This is a genomic window from Proteiniclasticum sediminis (genome assembly GCF_018128025.1).
Classification (GTDB): domain Bacteria; phylum Bacillota; class Clostridia; order Clostridiales; family Clostridiaceae; genus Proteiniclasticum; species Proteiniclasticum sediminis.
Genome location: NZ_JAGSCS010000002.1, coordinates 89,442 through 108,239, shown reverse-complemented (window position 1 = coordinate 108,239; position 18,798 = coordinate 89,442). Strand labels below are relative to the sequence as shown.

Below are 18,798 nucleotides of genomic sequence, written 5' to 3'. Positions count from 1 at the left end.
TCCGAAGGGCAATTTGGCTACGAAGTGATGACAGTCTTTAGAGACTGTCCCCGAAGTCCGCCTTGAACTTTTCCACCAGCTTTTCCTGCCAGTCGCCTAAAGGTTCCAGACGGCCGAAGAAGAAGCGCAGGGTCTTGGGCTCTTCCACGAAGCGAAGGCCGCCGATGAGGTGTCGGTTGGCATGGAGCCACTGGACCCGGTCAATGACGAATTTCACCTGGGATAGGGTGAACACCCGTCGGGGGATGGCCAGCCGGAGAAGTTCCATGGAGGAGAAAACTTCCCGTCCTTCGGCATCCCGCTGCTCGGAAAGGGTTCCCCGCTCCATCCCCCGGATTCCGCCCACCAGGTAGAGGGCCGCGGCTAAAGCTCCTGCGGGGTACTCTGCCTGGGGCACATGGTCGAGGAAGGCCCGGGCATTGAGATGGCAGCCCAGCCCTCCCGCCGGCGTCACCACGGGGACACCGGACTTTTGGAACTCCTTCACCATGAACTCGATGAACTGGGGTCCCTGACCGATGAAATCCTCATCCATGGCGTCATCCAGACCCACGGTGATGGCTTCCATCTCCCGCACGGACATGCCGCCATAGGTAAGGAACCCTTCGTAGAGGGTCACCAGTTCCCGCATGCTCCGGAAGAGATCCTCCCGATGGGTGCAAATGGCACCACCCTTGGCACTGCCCAGTTTTCTGGCGGAGAAGTAGATGATGTCTGAGAGATCGGAAATCTCCCGGGTGATGCGCCGAATACTCCAGTCTCTGCACTCCTCTTCCCGCTCCTTGATGAAGTGGAGGTTGTCCGTGAGAAGACTGGCATCCAGGACCAGGAGGACGCCGTGACGAACGCACAGTCCCTTCACCAGACGAAGATTCTCCAGGGAGAAGGGCTGGCCGCCGATGAGGTTGGTTCCGGCCTCCATGCGGACAAAGGGAATCTTCTCCCGGCCTTTTTCCACCAGAAGAGCCTCCAGGGCCTCCACATCCATATTGCCCTTGAAGGGGAAAGTGCTTTCCACCTGGAGCCCTTCCGGGTGAAGGAGCTCCACCACTTCCCCGCCATTAAGGACAATATGGGCCTTGGTCGTGGTGAAGTGGAAGTTCATGGGAATGATGCTGCCGGGCTTCACAAAGGTCTTGGCCAGGATATTCTCACAGGCTCGTCCCTGATGGGCCGGCAGGAAAAACTCCTTGCCGAAAATCTCTTCAATCTTCCCCGCCATGCGGGTGAAGGTTTCACTGCCGGCGTAGCTGTCATCGGCCCGCATCATGGCAGCCAACTGCAGATCGCTCATGGCGTTGACCCCGCTGTCCGTGAGCATGTCCAGGAACACATCCCGGTTGTTCAGAAGGAACGTGTTGTTCCCCGCTTCCGCCATGCGCTGAAGCCTATCCTCCACGGGGGGCAGCTGCAGCTTTTGCACGATGCGGACCTTATGCATCTCCAGGGGTAGAGTTTCTCCATTCATGAATTTGATTGTCGTCATTGGTATTCTCTCCTTCGATTCTTTTCATTTTGCCATAGTCATGCTTTGAATACAGATAGTCCGAATAATCACTTTCCATGCGGATCCCCCCTTTTTTTCATAAAAAAACGCCCTTTGCACCATGCAAAGGACGGATTGTCTCCGTGTTACCACCTTTTTTCACTGACGCCTCACGACGCCAATCTTATCGGGTACCCATGATACCCTAGCACTGTAACGGGTGCAGAATCCCGGTCCGGTCTACCAGGGAGTCCTCCCCTTCAGCGGACAGCATCGTGGAATGTATTCGGATCTGATCCCCCGCAGCCTCACACCACCCGGCCGCTCTCTGTAGAGTTTCCTCAAATCGTACTTCTTTCCCGTCAAAGCTTTTTCTTGAATTGTTCTCATTATAGGGAATGGTGCGAATTTTGTCAACGAATTTAATTTAAAGATTCCCCTTTTTCTTTCGCGTGCTTCCGCCCGCCAGGGGAGCCCTTTAAAGAGGTTTCCGAAAAGGCCCCTCCTTCCTCCCCGCTGTTATTCTTTTTGAAAAAGTAAGCCCGGAGGAACCCTCAGGGTTCTTCCGGGCAAAGAGTCGGACTTCGCGGTTATTCGGTTTTTCCGCCCACAGCCACAATGTCTTCCGTATGCTCCACAATGGCCTGCACCGCAGCTTCCAGGGCCCGGACGATGTCCGCCGTGGAAAGGGATGGTGCCGGTGCGGGACGACCCACCACCTGCTCCGGGATAAAGGGCACATGGATAAAGCCCGCCCGGATGTTCAGGTGATTTTTCGCAATGTGGTGCAGGGTACCGTACATGATGTGGTTGCAGACGAAAGTTCCTGCGGAGTTGGATAGCGAGGAAGGCAGCTCCACCTCTTTGATCGCTTGCACCATGGCCTTCACCGGCAGCGTGGCAAAATAAGCCGGTGCGCCGTCTTTTGCGATGGGCTGGTCAATGGGCTGGTTTCCCTCATTGTCCTTGATTCGGGCGTCGTCCACATTGATGGCTACCCGTTCCGGGGTAACTTCGAAGCGGCCGCCGGCCTGGCCCACATTGAGGACCACATCGGGGTGCACCTCGTCGATGGTCTTCACCACCAGATCAATGGACTTGTTGAACACCGTGGGGATTTCCAGTTTGACGATTTGTGCCCCGGCAATGGTGTCCTTCATGAGTTTCACCGCCTCCAGGGCGGGGTTGACCTTGTCTCCGCCAAAGGGATCAAAGGCTGTGATGAGTATCTTCATGGATAAACCTCCTTAGGCTTTTGTGCAGTTTTCCCTGTTATCCCGGTTCTAGAAGGCCAGGAAGTACATGAGGAAAATATGGATGAGGAGCATAATCCCGGCCATGGGGGCCTGGGACTTGATAATGGAATACTTGTCCTTGGTCTCCAGAAGAGCCGCGGGCATGATGTTGAAGTTGGCGGCCATGGGGGTCATGAGGGTTCCGCAGTAACCGGCGGTGAGGCCTAAAGCGCCGACGATGACGGGATTGGCTCCCTGGGCGATGACAAAGGGAATGCCGATGCCCACGGTGATGACGGAGAAGGCGGCAAAGCCATTGCCCATGATCATGGTAAAGAGGGCCATGCCCACGCAGTAGGCCACAACGCCGATGAATCTGGAGCCGTCCGGAATGATGGTGGACACGCCGCTGGCGATGACCGTCCCAACGCCGGCTGCGGTGAAGAGAGCGCCCAGAGCGGCCAGGAGCTGAGGCAAAATGCCCACGGGACCCACGTTCATCATGAGTCGGCTGCCGTCAATGGGTGCATATTTCACCGGAGCCTTGGTCACGACAAAGCCGATGACGAGGGCAATGGCGGCGGAGATGCCGATGGCGTGATTGGTGCTGAGCTTCTGGGCCACCAGAATGTAGGCCACCACCACGGCGATGAGAGCCAGGGACAGGGCCGGAATGAAGACCTTGTAGCCGATGCGGTCCGCATTTTTACGGGTGACTTCATCGGAAGGCACATCAATTTTTGACGGTTTCACCTTGTTAAAGGCCGTGAGGAACGCCAGAACCAGGATGCAGACGCCGGTGATCCAGTAGGGAATATGGGGGCCCACCGTAAAGGTGAAAGCCAGAATGAACCAGAAGAGTGCTGTGGGAATCCTGGCCGGATGCTTGTCATCCTTCAAGGCATAGACTCCGCAAAGAACAAAGATCAGGCCGATGATGATGTAGAAAAATTCGCCAATGGCGACATTCAGTTCCATAGAATCAACTCCCCTTCCGCCTACTCGGCTTTCCTTTTCGATTTAGACTCCAGATGCTTGTCCAGGAGATAGTTCTTTCCGATGCCGAGGATCACGGAGATTACGGCCACAGGAATGGACCACATGGCGATGTTCAGTGCCGTGACTTCCTTAAAGCCCTGCTCGGCCATGGTGCTGACGATGAGCAGTGTTCCGGAAGCGCCCATGAATACATTCTGGGCGAAGAAGTTGCCGTAGTTTTCCGAGGCAGCAGCAGCACCCTTAATCTCATCCTGGGTCTTGTCGTCCAGTTCGCCATGCTTGGCAATGGCGGCAGCCTGGGCCATGGGGTTTACCAAAGGCCGGATAAACTGGGGATGTCCGCCCAGTCTCACGGAGAACGCGGCAGCGGCGGCACGGATGGTCTGATAGAGGGAGAGAACCTTACCGGTGGTGGCGCCTTTGATACCTCGGATAAAGTCTACAGACTTGTCCTTGAGGCCATAGCGCTCACAGATGCCAATGACCGGCAGGGTCAGCACAAAGAGAGTCGCCGTGCGCTGGGTGATGAAGGACTTGCCCAGCACTTCCAGAATTTCCATGGGGGTCATCCCGGCCACAAGACCGGTGACGATTCCCGCGACAACGACAGTGGCAATGGTGTCCTTTTTGAAATAGAATCCCAGGATCACCACGAGGACGCCGATGAGTTTCAACGCTTCCATAATAACACTCCCTTACGGATTAATGAGTACAGCACAATTATAGCACTCCGCACAAGTCGCTACAATATTCAGAAAACGTACTCAAAAAAATATATCCTGAGGAACATCATCATTTTCCTCAGGATATCAGTCAAAATAGATTTCCATCTGGTACTCTTCCAGGTGAATCCGATCCTCCTTATCCTGGATCCAGGCTTCGGACCCTTTTGTCCGATCCTTGAGGCAGGCTTTCCCGTAGGCGATTTCCAGACAAAGAACCCGGTACTGCCCTTCCACATAGACCGGGAAGAACACTTCTTCCCGCCCCCAACTGGTCACGGGGATCCGCTGGATGACCCGATGCTCCTGGGCCACCACAATATAGTCCTTCCGAAGATTCCGCCAGACATGGATGCCCCAGAGAAGAAGGAGCAGAAGAAGAACGGTGGTGACCAGGGGCATCACCGGGTATTTCCTTTTCACGATCTTTGCCTCGCCCATGTCATCCCTCCCTGCACCGCGTTTTCCGAGCGTTATTTTTTGCTTCCTTTAGCCTCTTCAAAGAAACTGTCCAGTTCTCCCTGGCGGCCTCGATGTTTCACCGCAGCAGGAATCAGAAAGAGCAGTCCCAAGACGAGAATAATGCCTAAACCGAAATAGAATTCCATGCTTTACACCTTCTTTTGTTTCGTAGATCTTATCTTAAGGGTAACACGTTCCTGTCGAAAGAATATTTCAAACCTGTTACAAAACCCCCAAGGAAATTGTGAAATTGCAAAAAGAAACCCCATCCCCCTGGGGCCAGAGGCCCTTTCGGGGATGGGGAAACCTGGACTTTGGGAAAAATCGCCCCAATGTGGGACAAGTTTTCAACGCTCTTTAACGGAAGGACAGAAGATCCAGATGGCGTCCGATGTGGGCCTTCAGATGCTCCTTGTACTCTTCTTCGTAGATGCGGAAGGCTCGCTCCAGTTTGTGCTTGAAGAGGAAGTTTCCTTCATCGTCCGTATCCCGGAGGATGAACCCAAAGGTGATGAGGAGCAGCTGCCGGACATTATTGTCCTTGAGCTCCCGAGGAAGTTCGCCATCGGGGATCTTGTCCACGTCCTTAATGGCCGTCAGGTCCGTGGTCACATGGTAGGACTTGGTGGCTTCCGGGAAGGCCTGGAGAGCATAGCGCCGAATATCGCGGTAGAGTTTGGGCTCATGCTCCGCCAGCACATGGATAAACTCCAGCCAGCTGGTCCCCGCGGTCTTCACATGGAAGGTCTGGGGAATATTCCGGGCCAGGATGGGGAAAATGCTGAACTTGTCGCTGCCGGAATGGATGCTGAGGCGATAGCCAAAGGCTTCCGAAATGCTCACATGCTTTTTCAGATCCGCTTCGAACACGTCCAGGTCGCCAATATAGTCAATGCCCTTCTGGAACTCGCCCAGGAATCGGGGGGCCATGGTGGAGATAACGACGCCGCGGCGTTTCAGCTCGGCGGCGATGAGATAGTGGGCCTCCACATCCGTGGGGGTCACCGTCTCGTCAATGGACACTTCAAAGTCCACGGGCCGCGGGTAATCCCGAATGATTTCCTCATAGACTTCGGTGATGAAGTCCAAAGCACTATGGTAGATGAGCACATCCCGCAGGAGAGTCTCCTTCGTCAGGGTGAGGGTGAGCCCGGGAATTTCCACAGTCTTGTCCAGATAGAGGTCTTCGTAGGTCTTTTGCACCTCTGGATCCAGGGTCTTGTACTTTTCCTCCTGGGCTTTGGCGCTGAGGCCGGATATGGAGTTGTCGATTTTTTCCGAGGAGTCCAAGGTGATCATGGTGGCCCCCATGGCCAGGGTCTTCACGATGTCCTCCTTGGTTTTCAGATGGTCGCCGTCGGCGCCGTAGCCGGTCTTGTAGCCTTCCTGGAAGACGGCAAAGGCTGCGGCATCCACCACGTCATCATAGGTACGGGCGGTGAAGTTCAGCTCCCGGATGCTCTGCTGGGCAAAGATGGGGAAGACTTCCGCATCGCCCAGGGCGGCGATGTGGCCCGGCGTGGCTTCGCCGAGGCGATCGCCGAGGCCCATGGAGTTCTTCCGGGCAGTGTTGGCCTGGGGTACGGTGTAGGGGAAATGGGCGTTGAGCACCAGACGGTTGCCGTGGGTCAAAGGGGCCAGTTTCCATTCCCCGCCATCTTCCCCTTCCAGTTCTTGGAAGAGGCCGCTGTGGCTCAGGGCCAGCAGCTGTTTCTTTCCATCCTTTCGAACCATGACCAGGGCATCGTCGCCGTCCCGGGAGAGGGATTTCGTATAGACTTTGATGTCCCCGTAGGTTTCCTTCAGGGTATTGTTTTGGATATCTTGCCGAATGAGATCAAACATGGTTTATCCTCCTTCAACGCTGCCGCGAAAGCTTTGGCAGTGGGGGCAAAGAGTTACAGCGTTACGCCGGTTTTGAAGATGGCAATTTCGCGGAAGCCGTTCTTCTCGTTGTTGGCGAGGACCCCGCTAGCCACCCCGATGATGTAGTCGATGAAATCCTTGGTGAGCTCATCGGAGGATTTGCCGTCCAGGAGCTCTCCGGCGTTGAAGTCGATCCAGTGGGGCTTCAGGGCGTGGATGCGGCTGTTGGAGGAGATCTTCACCGTGGGGACGAAGCTGCCAAAGGGCGTTCCCCGACCCGTGGTGAAGAGGACCATATGGCATCCGGAAGCGCCCAGGGCGGTGGAAGCCACCAGGTCATTTCCTGGAGCACTGAGAAGATTCAGCCCCGGCGTCTTGGCGATTTCCCCATATTTCAGCACATCGGTCACTGTGGAGCTTCCGCCCTTCTGGGTGCAGCCCAGGGACTTGTCTTCGAGGGTGGTGATGCCGCCTTCTTTGTTTCCCGGAGACGGGTTTTCGTAGATGGGCTGACGGTTGTCGATGAAGTACTGCTTGAAGTCATTGACCAGGTTCACGATTTTGCCGAAGACTTCCTCGTCCTTGGCCCGATCCATGAGGATGGTTTCGGCTCCGAACATTTCCGGCACTTCCGTGAGGATGGTGGTTCCCCCCTTCTTCACCAGATAGTCGGAGAACCGTCCGAGGAGCGGATTGGCCGTGATGCCGGAGAATCCGTCGGAACCTCCGCACTTGAGGCCGATCTTCAGCTCCGAGACGGGGATATCCTCCCGGGTGTCCTTTTCCATGGCGTGGTAGATTTCCGTGAGGGCCTTAATACCGGCCTCCACTTCATTGCCTACCTGCTGGGTGACGATGAACTTCACCCGATCCTCGTCCACGGGGCCCAGGGCCGCCTTGAACTGATCCATGGTGTTATTTTCGCAGCCAAGGCCCAGCACCAGCACGCCGCCGGCATTGGGATGCTTCACCAGGTCCGCCAGGATGGTCTTGGTGTTTTCATGGTCATCGCCCAGCTGGGAGCAGCCGTAGTTGTGGCTGAAGACTTCCATGGCGTCCAGGCCCTGGGGATTCACGCGCTCCTGGAACTTCTTCAAAATCAGCTGGGCCACCCCGTTGACACAGCCCACGGTGGGAACGATCCACAGTTCGTTGCGGATGCCCACATCCCCGTTCTTTCGGCGGTAGCCGCGGAAGGTATCGGGACCGTCCAAGACGGCAGTTTCCGTGCTGTGGGGCTCATAGCGGTACTCCATGAGGTCATGGAGTCCGGTCTTCACATTGTGGGTGTGGACCCACTGTCCCGGGGCGATGGCTTCCCGGGCCTTGCCGATGGAGAAGCCGTACTTTCGCACGTCTTCGCCCTGGGCGATGGCTTTCAGGGCGACCTTGTGGCCCACGGGGATGTCTTCCGTGAGGGTCACAGAGAGGCCGTCCAGGGTAAGGACTTCCCCTTTAAGCGCAGCCTGCAGGGCCACGGCCACATTGTCCTGGGGGGTGATTTGGTGGAAATTATATGTTGCTGTCATTTCTTTGATCCTTTCCGGTTTAGAGAATGCGAAGGGCTGCGCGGACACCGCCGGTCATAATGTCTTTCAGGTGTTCCAGGACCGCTGCGGAGAGACCGGGAACCTGGGTGAGATCTTGCTGCCAGAGGGAGGTTTCGGAAAGCACGCGGTTCACGAAGACTTCCAGGTCCGTTTCCTTCCAGGCCTTTTCGAAGAACTCCAGGTTAGCCAAATCATCCTTCACGGGATAATGTTCGCCATTTTCCCGAACGCCATAGAATCCGTCTTCGCCCTTCTTCACATCGTAGAATTTCAGGAGGGCAGCCAGGGAGAAGGTCAGGCGCTTGGGCAGTTCATGCTTCAGTTCCCGGTAGTCCAGGAGGCTGGGCAAGACGCGGGCAGTGAACTTGGAGACGGAGTTCAGGGAGATATCCAGGAGGCGGTGCTTGATGAAGGGATTGCCGAAGCGCTCAAAGACGTCATGGGCAAACTGCTTCAGCTCTGCTTCCGGCAGGTCGATGGTGGGAATGACTTCCTCGAAGATCAGGTGACGAAGGAATCCGGAGAAGTCCTCGCTGACGATGAACTCGCCCACCAGATCATAACCGGCGAGATACGCGCCCAGAACGGTGGAAGTGTGTCCGCCGTTAAGGATTCTTACCTTGCGCTTCTTGTAGGGACGCACATCATCGGTCCAGATGACGTTGGCGCGGGTCTTGGCAATGGGCAGAAGATCGGCGTATTTCTTGTCCGCTTCGATGACCCAGAGGTTGAAGACCTCGGAGGTGACCAGAAGTTTATCTTCGTAGCCGAAACGTTCCTCATAGTGGGCAGCCTCTTCCCGGGGATAGCCGGTGACGATACGGTCCACTAAGGTGTTGGCAAAGGTACAGCTCTCATCCAGCCAGGTGAGGAATCCGGCATCCAGCTGCCACTCCTCAGCATAGATCTTCACGATGCGCTTCAGTTCCGGTCCGTTGTTGTCAATGAGCTCCACGGGAAGGAGAAGGATTCCCTTGTCCTTGTCGCCCTGGAAGAACTCATAGCGGTGATGGAGGAAGGCGCAGATCTTGGCGGGGAAAGACTTGGGCAGACGATCCGTGAGCTGGTCCCCGGCGCTGTAGCTGATGCCCGCCTCCGTGGTGTTGGAGACGATGATCTTCAGATCTGCGCTCTCCGCTAGAGCCATATAGCTGTCATAGTCTTCAAAGGGATTGATGGCCCGGGAGACGGAGGTGATGACCTTGGTACGCTCCACCTTCTCTCCGTTTTCCAGTCCCCGCATGATGACGGTATACATGCTGTTCTGGTCATTGATCATCTTCACCATGCCCTGCCCGATGGGCTGGCAGATAACGATGCTTCCGCCAAAGAGTCCGCCGTCGTTGGCTTCATCGATCATCCAATCCACAAACGCGCGCAGAAAGTTTCCTTCCCCAAACTGCAGCACCTTTTCGGGATAGTGGCCATTGTTTTTCTTGTGGGCTTCGTTGATTTTTACCATGATTTTTTTCCTCCGTTTTATCCATTCATCAGGCAGATCCCTCTGCTAAATTTTCTGTTGTATACATCATATGATAACTTTTCCATTTCCCGTTGTCAACTGCCGGAGCCCTCAACATGCCCCTATTTTCAAAGGATTTTAAGAAGTTTTGGACATCCCGGCAAATTTGCCGCTTCGCCATAAAAAAGGACGCATCGGTCATTCTGTTGTATACAACAAAAACCCATGCGTCCAACGCCGTTCTTATTCCTCGCCTTCCCATGAAAAGTGCAGATTCATATCTTCCAGCATCGCTTTATATGCCGCCTCCCGGGATCGCTCCAGATGGAGGATCAGCGCATTGGAGGCTTCCTCGAGATTTTCCTCGATGAGATTCTTCAGGATGATGTTATGCTCATCCGAAGTGTAGGAGTACCGTTCCTTGTTCTTCTTCCCTGTGAGCACCCGAAGCCGCATGTTATGGTCATAGATGGCGCGGATGGAGTTCATAAGGTAGATGTTGTTGGTTTGACTCACAATGTAGAAATGGAGCTCGTCGTCAATCTGGTAGGACTTCTCATGGTCCTTCACTTCCCGAAGCTTCTGCCAGAGTACCTTCAGGTATTCCTTGTCCATCTGCCGACCGTAGTTTCGGAGGGCATAGGGCTCGATGAGAAGCCGGGTCTCATAGATGAGTTTGATGTCATTCAAGGTGATGTCCTTCACCATGATCCCTTTTTTATAGATGACCTTCACCAGGTTGTCCTGCTCCAGGCGGTTCACCGCTTCCCGAACGGGCGTGCGGGAGCTGTCGATTTCCTGGCAGATCATATTTTCGTTGATCATGCTGTTGGGCGGATACTCTCCGCTGATGATCTTATCCTTGATAAACAGATATGCGGCATCGCTGAGATTTGACTTAGCCATGATGTACCTCGTGTTCTTTCATTCAATCGGTGGGGCTACCCAAAATATACGTATTATTTTACCGCTCTCTTGCAGGCTTTGCAAACGTTATTTGCCGGCTTCCTCCGCCAGGGCCTGGTCCACCAGCACCGAGAGTTCTTCCGCCGTGGGATACTGGAGGGTTTCATCCACCTTCTGATCCAGCTCCATGAGGATTTTTACCTGCTGTCGGAACTGTGGGGTGATCTTCACTAACTTTTTCTTCTCCAGCTTCCGGGATTCCTCGGCGTAACCTTTGCTTTCCGGTCCCGTGACGCTGTCCTTGAGTAGGATATAGTGGAGCATGAGGTAGTGCCGTTTTTCCTTGGGGTTTAGGGCCACTAAAAGATCACCGATTTTTTCCTTCTGGGCTTCGCCAAAGGGAAATATCCGCTGGGAATAGAGCTCATAATCCCGCTCTTTTTCGTCTTTGCTGCGGGAATCGAACATTCTGGAGATTAAACTCGCCATATTCTTCACCTCTTCCTTTCGATCCTTCTTGTATTCATCATACCCGATCTCTCGAAATCTGACAAATCTTCCAAAGGTTTGCGATTAAAAAATTCCCCCCTGAAACCAGGGGGGAACTTCAAGTCATAGTTCCAGCTTATTTGCCGGGCTTGATGATGCTCTGAACGTCGTCGTTGTCGATGTTCTTCAGGTCAACAATCAGAACTCCGGTGTCGATGAGCTTGGTGGCTGGCTTCTTGCCCTGGGCAAGTTCTACAGCCTGCTTTACGCCTTCATAGCCCATGAGGTACTGCTTCTGAACCACGGTGGAAACATTGAACTTGCCTTCGCGGATCATGGTTTCGATTTCGGTGGAGAAGTCGAATCCAACCATAACGAGGTCAGTTCTGTTTGCTTCCTTCAGTCCGGTAACGAATCCAACGGTGGAACCGTTGTTGGGTCCGAAGACACCCTTCAGGTTGGGGTATGCAGTCAGGAAGTCCTGAGTGAATCCTACAGCCTTGGAGATATCGCCGTCGTTAACCTTAACGTCATCACGCAGAACAGTCCAGGTCTGGGGAGCATTGGCATCCCAGTACTCGTAGAAGCCCTTCAGTCTGTCGATGATGGTCTGGGAACCTGAAGATCCGATCTGAATGGCAACTTCTGCCACTTCTTCTTTCTTCACACCTTTTTCTTCCAACAGTCTGATCATTTCCTTGGCAGCGTCCTTACCAGCCTGTACGTTGTTGGTCATGAGCGCAGCATCATAGTTTTCCGTGTTGATCATGGTATCCACGATGACGATGGGAATGCCTGAAGCATGGGCATCGTTCACAGGATTAGCCATGGCAGTGGAGTCAACGGGTCCGAGAACAATAGCGTCTGCCTGAGCGGCAACGGCATCCTGCAGCTGCTGAACCTGCTTTTCAACTTCAGCTTCGCTGGCAAGGCCCGTTACAACGAGGTTCTTGATGCCCAGTTCTTTAGCAGCATCCTTAGCACCCTGTTCTACAACAGCCCAGTACTGGTTTCCGAGGATCTTGGTCAGGAAGTAGATGGTCATTTCGCTGGGATCTTTAGCCTCAGCTGGGGTTTCGCTGGGAGTCTCGGATGGGGTTTCGGATGGGGTCTCCGAGGGTGTGCTCTTCCCGCAAGCGGCTACGCTGACGGCCATAGCGGCGATCATAAGCATGGAAATTAACTTCTTTTTCATGATACAACTCCTTTGATGTTTTGATCTATGTTCTGCGGTGATCCGCCTAACAACGAATTAAGGGAAAGGTTCTTAACGGGACTTTCGGTTTCTTCGGACATCCAGGGCGATTACAGCCACCAGAATGATACCGATGATGATCTGCTGCCAGAAAGAGGAAACCTGGCTGATGTTCAGACCGTTACGCAGAACACCCATGATGAGAGCTCCGATGATGGTGTTGACGATGGCACCCTGGCCGCCGCTGTTGGAAACACCACCGATAACGGCTGCTGCAATGGCTTCCAGTTCCAGACCCTGTCCAGCCATGGGCTGTGCAGAGGAGATACGGGAGGTGACGATGATACCGGCGATGGCAGCGGAGAAACCGGATACGCAGTAAGCAAACATACGGGTTCCCACGGCGTTGATGCCAGAGAGCTTAGCAGCCTCCAGGTTGGATCCGCAGGCATAGATCTGTCGTCCGATCTTGGTCTTGGACAGCATGAAGGCCAGGATTATACCGTAAACGACGGTGATGATAACCGAGTAAGGAAGACCACCGGGAAGACGTCCGCCACCAATGATGTAGAATGCTTCCTGAATTCCCTTGTCGGGGATGGTGTTGGTGTAGATGGGCTTACCATCCACCAGAACGTTAGCCAGACCACGGAAGACCCACTGGGTTCCCAGGGTGGCGATGAAGGGCACAACGCCCAGCACTTCAATGGTGAAACCATTGAGGATTCCCATGAAGATACCAAAGAGAAGAGCCAGCACGATACAGAGCCACAGGGGCACGCCGGCGATGAGCAGTGAAGTTACGATAATTCCGGAAAGGGCCATGGAAGCGCCGGCGCTAAGGTCGGTTCCGCCAGACACGAGACAGAAGGTCAGGCCGTAGCCCAGGATGGAGTAGGTGACCACCTGCTGCAGAATGTTGATGAAATTGCTGGATGTCAGGAACTTGCTGGGCTGCATCACGCTGAACATCACGAGAAGCAGGATCAGGGCAATGCCTGAAAAAATTGCCTTACGGGTGCTGGGCCCGAATCTGAGGCTGAAGGCCTCTTTACTCTTTACCATTTTTGTATTTTCACTCAAGGTTTTTCCCTCCTAAATATGCGGTTTAAGGTCACAGCGAACCAGCTTAATTAAGCCTTTTTCTGAAGTTTGTTGTATCCGGCTGCAAGGAAGAGGATATCTTCCTGGGTGGCAGTTTTTGCATCCAGTTCCCCGTTGATGGTGCCTTCATGGACCACCAGAACCCGGTCGCTCATGCCCAGGATCTCCGGAAGCTCCGAAGAGATCATGATGATGGCCACACCCTGGTCGCTGAGCTTGTTGAAGAGTTCGTAAACTTCAAACTTCGCGCCAACGTCAATGCCTCGGGTAGGCTCATCCACGATGAGAATTTTCACGTCATTGCACAGCCACTTGGAAAGAACAACTTTCTGCTGATTTCCGCCGCTGAGGTTCTTCATGGTCTGCCGAAGGCTTGGGGTCTTCGTGCGAAGAAGTTCCTTGTACTTGATGGCGTTGGCCTTGGCAGCTTTGTCATTGACAATGCCAAAGCGGGTGATCTTGGGAAGATGGGCCATGTTCGTGTTGTAGTTCACGTCCAGGTTCAGGGCCAGCCCGTCAAACTTGCGGTCTTCCGTGGCATAACCGATGCCGTGGGCAATGGCCTGACGAACAGAGTTGATCTTCACGTCCTTGCCATTGATTTTGATCTCCATGTGGTCGGCCTTGTCTGCACCGAAGATGCAGCGGGCGATCTCGGTTCTTCCGGAGCCCATGAGGCCGGCGATGCCGAGGATTTCTCCTGCACGTACTTCCAGGTGATCCACATTAACCTTGTTGCCCCGGCGGATGTTCTTGGCTTCGAGAACCACATCGCCGATCTTACGCTCATATTTGGGGTACTTGTCTTCCAGGGAACGACCCACGATCATCTTGACCAGTTCGTCCATGGAAATGTCCTTGTAGTTGCGGGTGCCGATGTACTGGCCGTCTCGGATGACGGTGACACGCTCGCAGATCTGCTCCAGCTCCTCCATACGGTGGGAGATGTACACCATGCCCATGCCCTTCTTCTGAAGGTTGCGCAGGATGACGAAGAGCTGATCGATTTCCTTATCCGTCAGGGCCGCTGAAGGCTCATCGAGGACCAGGATCTTGGAGTTCATGGAAATGGCCTTGGCGATTTCCACCATCTGCTGCTGAGCGACGCTCAGGGTGCTCAGGGTGGCGTAGGTGTTGATCTTGATGCCCAGTTCGTCCAGAACGCGCTTGGCTTCTTTATGCATCTTCTTATCATCGATGAACGGGCCTTTTTTGGGCTGACGTCCCACGAAGATGTTGTCCGCAACGGACAGATGGGGGAGCAGATTCAGCTCCTGAAATATGATGGCAACCCCCAGTTCGTGCGCTTTACTGATGTTGTTGATTTTCACTTCCTGACCTTCAATGAAGATCTTTCCTTCGTCCGCCTGGTAGACGCCCGACATGACCTTCATCAAGGTGGACTTTCCGGCGCCGTTTTCGCCAACCAGTCCGTGTACCTCTCCCTTATTCACCGAGAAGGACACCTTATCCAGTGCCTTAACGCCAGGGAAGCTTTTGGAAATGCCTTCCATGCGGAACAGTCCCTCTGCCATTGACTTCACCTCTTTCATCATTTTCGTGTCTGTGCCTGTTATGGCCCTACGGGCCTTTCTGTTCAGGTATTGGTTGGATTCCTTCAGTCGATGAAGTAATCCGGATGATTCTTACGGATGAGCTCCGCATCCACCTTGTACCGGGTAAGATGCAGGGTCATGCGCTCCACCGCCTCCGTGACATTTCGCTGGGCAATGGCTTCCACGATGACCTTGTGGTCCGTCAACAGCTCGTTGACTTCCCGGCTGGTCTGCAGACGCATCATGCGCACCCGGTCGAAATGGATCATCATGCTGTTCATGAGCTTGTACGACTGCATCTTGTTCGCCATCTCAAAAAGACGGCGGTGGAAGGCGTTGTCTTCCTTGAAGAATTTGTCGTCCATGCCGTGGCCCAGGTAGAACTCCTGCAGAGAAACGCTGTAGCGCAGCGTCTTCAGCTCTTCCTCCGTGGCCGTGTCACAGAGGATCTCCACGATCCCCCGCTCCAGGACAAGTCTCATAAAGCGGGCTTCATCCACCATGGAATAGTCGATCTTGGTGATGTAGCTTCCCTTCTGAGGAAGGACATCCACAATCTGACTTTTGCTGAGTTCTATGAGAGCCTCCCGGGTGGGTGTCCTAGACAGTCCCATTTCCAAAGCCAGATCATTTTCGCTGACCATGCTTCCCGGGGCTAATTTCAACTTGATGATGTTTTCCCTGAGTGTTCGATAGGCATAGTCCCGTGCCGTTTCTTTGCTTAAACGTTCAGTAATTTCCATCAAAGTCCCCTCATTTATGTTCTATTTTTCATTTTATGAATCGCTTCCCAGAGTCCCAGGATGTAGTTGGAGCCGATGGCCCGGTCATAGAGACCATAACCCGGTCTAGCCTTTTCCCCCCAGATCATTCTTCCGTGATCCGGACGGACATAGCCCTGGAAGTCGGTATCCACAAAGGCCTTCACCACTTCGAACATATCCAGGTCTCCACATTCGGAGAGATGGGCGGACTCGTCAAAGTCCTTCTCGTTGAGATGGTGGACATTGCGGATGTGGGCAAAGTGGATTCTCCCCTGTCCCGAGAACTCCCGGATAATTTCCGGCATGTGGTTCGACAGGTCTGCACCAAGGCTTCCGGTGCACAGCGTCAGGCCGTTGTACGGGCTGTCGTTGAGCTTCAGGAAGGTGCGGATATTCTCCTCATTGGTGATGACCTTGGGCAGGCCATAGAGCGGCCACGGCGGATCATCGGGATGGATGGCCATCTTTATGTCGTACTGCTCCGCATAGGGAATCACCTTGTCCAGGAAGTACTTCATGTTTTCCCAATAGGTTTCCTTCGTCATGTTCTGGTAGAACTCGATGTCCCGGGCCATGGCTTCCAGCCTCTCCGGTTCCCATCCGGGAAGGGAGTAGCCTCGGGCTTTCTTCGCCATGGCGTCCGCCATGGTGTTGGGGTTCATCTTCAGTACTTCTTCATGGCGGTAGGAAAGCACCGTACTGCCATCGGGCAGGGTGTGTTCCAGGTCGCTTCTGGCCCAGTCGATGACGGGCATGAAGTTGTAGCAGAGGACTTTTACGCCCACTTTGGAAAGATTCTCCAGGGTCTTGATGTAGTTTTCGATGTACTGGTCTCTTGTGGGGAGACCCTTCTTGATGTCTTCATGGATGTTCACACTCTCAATGACTTCCATTTCGAGTCCGGCATCATTGATTTCCTTCTTCAGTGTCTCCAGGATTTCCAAAGGCCAGATCTCCCCTACAGGGATCTTCGGAAGGCAGGTGGCCACGCCGCTTACTCCGGGAATTTGCCGGATCTGCTGCAAGGTTACGCTGTCGTCTCCATGGGGAAACCACCTTAGAATCATTTTCATTGGAATCACCTCTCTTCTCTTTTGTTTTGATGTCGTTGTAAACCCATTGCACTTTCGCTGGTTTTTTTCTTGACGGACAAAACTGATTTTCAGCTTGCCGTTCAAGGATTTTCGCCATCGACGTGCGTATCGTTTTCATCAACTTCCCTTTAAATATAGCACTAGTATACTAGTGTGTCAATGTGAAAAATTTGTAAAATAAGGGACTTTTTTTTACGCAAACTTCACAGAAATGGAACGAACCTTTAACCGGCAAGGATTATTTCGCTCAAGGCATTCCGAAATTTTTTTCTTCCCGGAATGGAAACTTTAGCGTCCCTTGAGTTTTCAGCCTTGGACGGACTTTTTCCAGGGCTGTCTTCGGTCTTGCGTTCAATTTCAGAGCCATTGCCGATTTTTAACGGGAATAAATCAATTTGATAAAATTCCTTCAATGTCCGGCGCAAAATAGCGTGAAACCCGGAAAATCACCGGGATTTTGGGCGAAAAAAGGACCTGGCTCCATGAACCAGGTCCACAGTCCTTACATGTTGAAATATTCTACGGCGTTCTCAAAGGAGATTTCCTTCACCATGCTGCCCAGAAGCTCCAGATCCATGGGGATCTCCCCTTCTTCGGCCCAGGTGCCCAAGAGGTTGCAGAGGATTCTGCGGAAGTAGTCATGGCGGGGATAGGAGATGAAGCTGCGGGAATCCGTCAGCATGCCCACAAAGCGGCGAAGAAGTCCCAGGTTGGCTAAAGAGACCATCTGTTTCTCCATGCCGTCCTTCTGATCGTTGAACCACCAGCCGGAACCCACCTGGACCTTCATCTTGGCTTCATCGCTCTGGAAAGCGCCGGCTAAGGTGGCCAGCACATCATTGTCTCGGGCGTTGAGGCAGTAGAGAATGGTCTTGGGAAGAGAATCCGTGCTGTCCAAGGCATCCATGAGCCTGGACAGGGGTTCGGCCACCAGACCGTCGTTGATGGAGTCGTAGCCGGTGTCAGCTCCCAGCTTCTTCATCATGCGGGTGTTGTTGTTGCGCATAGCCCCGATGTGGTACTGCTGTACCCAGCCGTAGTCATGGTAGAGCTTGCCTAAGGTCAGGAGCATTGCCGTCTTGTACTGGGTCACTTCGGCGAAGGTCAGGGCGTCGCCCTTCAGAGCCTTCGTCAGAATGGCTTCCAGTTCTTCAGCTGTGGCTTCTTTAAAAGTCACCACATCCAGGGCGTGGTCGGAAAGTCTTGCCCCATGGGCGTGGAAGAACTCCACCCGCTCTGCCACCGCTTTGTTTAAGGCTTCCAGGGTATCCACAGGATAGCCCACCAGGGAGGAAAGGGTTCCCAGATATTCGGCAAAGCCCGGCTTGTCGATGTTCAGGAGCTTGTCGGGACGAAGGGCCGGCAGCACTTTCGTCTTGAAGCTTTCATCGGCCTTGATGGCATCATGGTACTCCAGGGAGTCTGCCAGGTCATCGGTGGTGCAGATGTAGGCCACATTGGACTTTTCAATGAGCTTGCGCACGGAGAAGTCCGGGGAAGCGATGACGGCATTGGCCTTTTCCCAGATTTTTTCCGCATTTTCGCCGTTGATGGTGTCCTCAATGCCGAAGTACATCTTCAGTTCAAGATGGGACCAGTGGTACAGGGGATTGCCGATGGTGTAGGGAATGGTCTCGCAGAAGGCTTTGAATTTTTCAAAGTCCGAAGCGGATCCGGTGATCTTGTCCTCGGGAACGCCATTGGAACGCATGGCGCGCCACTTGTAGTGATCTCCGCCCAGCCAGATCTCCGTAATGTTCTTGAAGCGGGCATCCTCGGCGATGAGCTGGGGATTGAGATGACAGTGGTAGTCATAGATGGGCATGTTCTTGGCGTACTCGTGATAGAGCGTTCTTGCGGTTTCATTCTTCAGCATGAAGTGGTCATTGATGATGCTCATGATTCTCT

General features: G+C 53.8%; 18 protein-coding genes and 1 other annotated feature. All 18 genes read right to left on the bottom strand.

All coding sequences use genetic code 11. From position 1 onward, the window contains the following. Positions 1 to 37: 37 nt before the first annotated feature. Positions 38 to 1,486, bottom strand: a complete 1,449-nt coding sequence (locus KCG48_RS02085; protein ID WP_211799638.1) for a tryptophanase — start codon at positions 1,484 to 1,486, stop codon at positions 38 to 40. 123 nt (positions 1,487 to 1,609) lie between these two features. Continuing rightward, positions 1,610 to 1,861: a binding site (T-box leader), on the bottom strand. A 215-nt stretch (positions 1,862 to 2,076) separates the two neighbouring features. Beyond that, positions 2,077 to 2,721 (bottom strand): pyroglutamyl-peptidase I, encoded by a 645-nt coding sequence (gene pcp, locus KCG48_RS02080; RefSeq protein ID WP_211799637.1) that lies wholly within the window; start codon positions 2,719 to 2,721, stop codon positions 2,077 to 2,079. Positions 2,722 to 2,769: 48 nt separating this feature from the next. Then, positions 2,770 to 3,699, bottom strand: coding sequence for a DUF979 domain-containing protein (locus KCG48_RS02075; RefSeq protein ID WP_211799636.1), 930 nt, complete (start codon positions 3,697 to 3,699; stop codon positions 2,770 to 2,772). Positions 3,700 to 3,719: 20 nt separating this feature from the next. Beyond that, the gene (locus KCG48_RS02070; protein ID WP_408004690.1) at positions 3,720 to 4,394 is read right to left on the bottom strand and encodes a DUF969 domain-containing protein; all 675 of its coding nucleotides are present in this window, start codon (positions 4,392 to 4,394) and stop codon (positions 3,720 to 3,722) included. A gap of 135 nt (positions 4,395 to 4,529) precedes the next feature. Next, entirely contained in the window at positions 4,530 to 4,883 is a 354-nt protein-coding gene (locus tag KCG48_RS02065) for a hypothetical protein (protein WP_211799634.1), read from the bottom strand. A 32-nt stretch (positions 4,884 to 4,915) separates the two neighbouring features. Further along, the gene (locus tag KCG48_RS14850) at positions 4,916 to 5,050 is read right to left on the bottom strand and encodes a hypothetical protein (protein ID WP_269142390.1); all 135 of its coding nucleotides are present in this window, start codon (positions 5,048 to 5,050) and stop codon (positions 4,916 to 4,918) included. Between the two features lie 211 nt (positions 5,051 to 5,261). After that, on the bottom strand, positions 5,262 to 6,749 hold the full coding sequence (locus KCG48_RS02060) for a tagaturonate epimerase family protein (RefSeq protein WP_211799633.1): 1,488 nt from the start codon (positions 6,747 to 6,749) through the stop codon (positions 5,262 to 5,264). A gap of 53 nt (positions 6,750 to 6,802) precedes the next feature. Then, positions 6,803 to 8,299 (bottom strand): UxaA family hydrolase, encoded by a 1,497-nt coding sequence (locus tag KCG48_RS02055; protein ID WP_211799632.1) that lies wholly within the window; start codon positions 8,297 to 8,299, stop codon positions 6,803 to 6,805. A gap of 19 nt (positions 8,300 to 8,318) precedes the next feature. Then, positions 8,319 to 9,782 (bottom strand): tagaturonate reductase, encoded by a 1,464-nt coding sequence (locus KCG48_RS02050; protein WP_211799631.1) that lies wholly within the window; start codon positions 9,780 to 9,782, stop codon positions 8,319 to 8,321. Between the two features lie 243 nt (positions 9,783 to 10,025). Then, positions 10,026 to 10,688: a GntR family transcriptional regulator gene (locus KCG48_RS02045; RefSeq protein WP_211799630.1), complete on the bottom strand. Its 663-nt coding sequence runs from the start codon at positions 10,686 to 10,688 to the stop codon at positions 10,026 to 10,028. An 87-nt stretch (positions 10,689 to 10,775) separates the two neighbouring features. Next, positions 10,776 to 11,177 (bottom strand): hypothetical protein, encoded by a 402-nt coding sequence (locus KCG48_RS02040; protein ID WP_211799629.1) that lies wholly within the window; start codon positions 11,175 to 11,177, stop codon positions 10,776 to 10,778. A 136-nt stretch (positions 11,178 to 11,313) separates the two neighbouring features. Next, the gene (locus KCG48_RS02035) at positions 11,314 to 12,372 is read right to left on the bottom strand and encodes an ABC transporter substrate-binding protein (RefSeq protein WP_211799628.1); all 1,059 of its coding nucleotides are present in this window, start codon (positions 12,370 to 12,372) and stop codon (positions 11,314 to 11,316) included. A 72-nt stretch (positions 12,373 to 12,444) separates the two neighbouring features. Next, the gene (locus tag KCG48_RS02030) at positions 12,445 to 13,455 is read right to left on the bottom strand and encodes an ABC transporter permease (protein ID WP_230976960.1); all 1,011 of its coding nucleotides are present in this window, start codon (positions 13,453 to 13,455) and stop codon (positions 12,445 to 12,447) included. A gap of 50 nt (positions 13,456 to 13,505) precedes the next feature. After that, positions 13,506 to 15,011 carry a sugar ABC transporter ATP-binding protein gene (locus tag KCG48_RS02025; RefSeq protein ID WP_211799627.1) on the bottom strand — a complete coding sequence of 502 codons (1,506 nt, stop codon included), beginning with the start codon at positions 15,009 to 15,011 and terminating at the stop codon, positions 13,506 to 13,508. Positions 15,012 to 15,094: 83 nt separating this feature from the next. Further along, a complete protein-coding gene (locus KCG48_RS02020; RefSeq protein WP_211799626.1) occupies positions 15,095 to 15,775 on the bottom strand; it encodes a GntR family transcriptional regulator in 681 nt (226 codons plus the stop codon). Positions 15,776 to 15,789: 14 nt separating this feature from the next. Next, a complete protein-coding gene (gene uxuA, locus KCG48_RS02015; protein WP_211799625.1) occupies positions 15,790 to 16,869 on the bottom strand; it encodes a mannonate dehydratase in 1,080 nt (359 codons plus the stop codon). A 245-nt stretch (positions 16,870 to 17,114) separates the two neighbouring features. Next, the gene (locus tag KCG48_RS02010) at positions 17,115 to 17,303 is read right to left on the bottom strand and encodes a hypothetical protein (protein ID WP_211799624.1); all 189 of its coding nucleotides are present in this window, start codon (positions 17,301 to 17,303) and stop codon (positions 17,115 to 17,117) included. Between the two features lie 89 nt (positions 17,304 to 17,392). Then, positions 17,393 to 18,793: a glucuronate isomerase gene (uxaC, locus tag KCG48_RS02005; RefSeq protein ID WP_211799823.1), complete on the bottom strand. Its 1,401-nt coding sequence runs from the start codon at positions 18,791 to 18,793 to the stop codon at positions 17,393 to 17,395. Positions 18,794 to 18,798 lie beyond the last annotated feature (5 nt).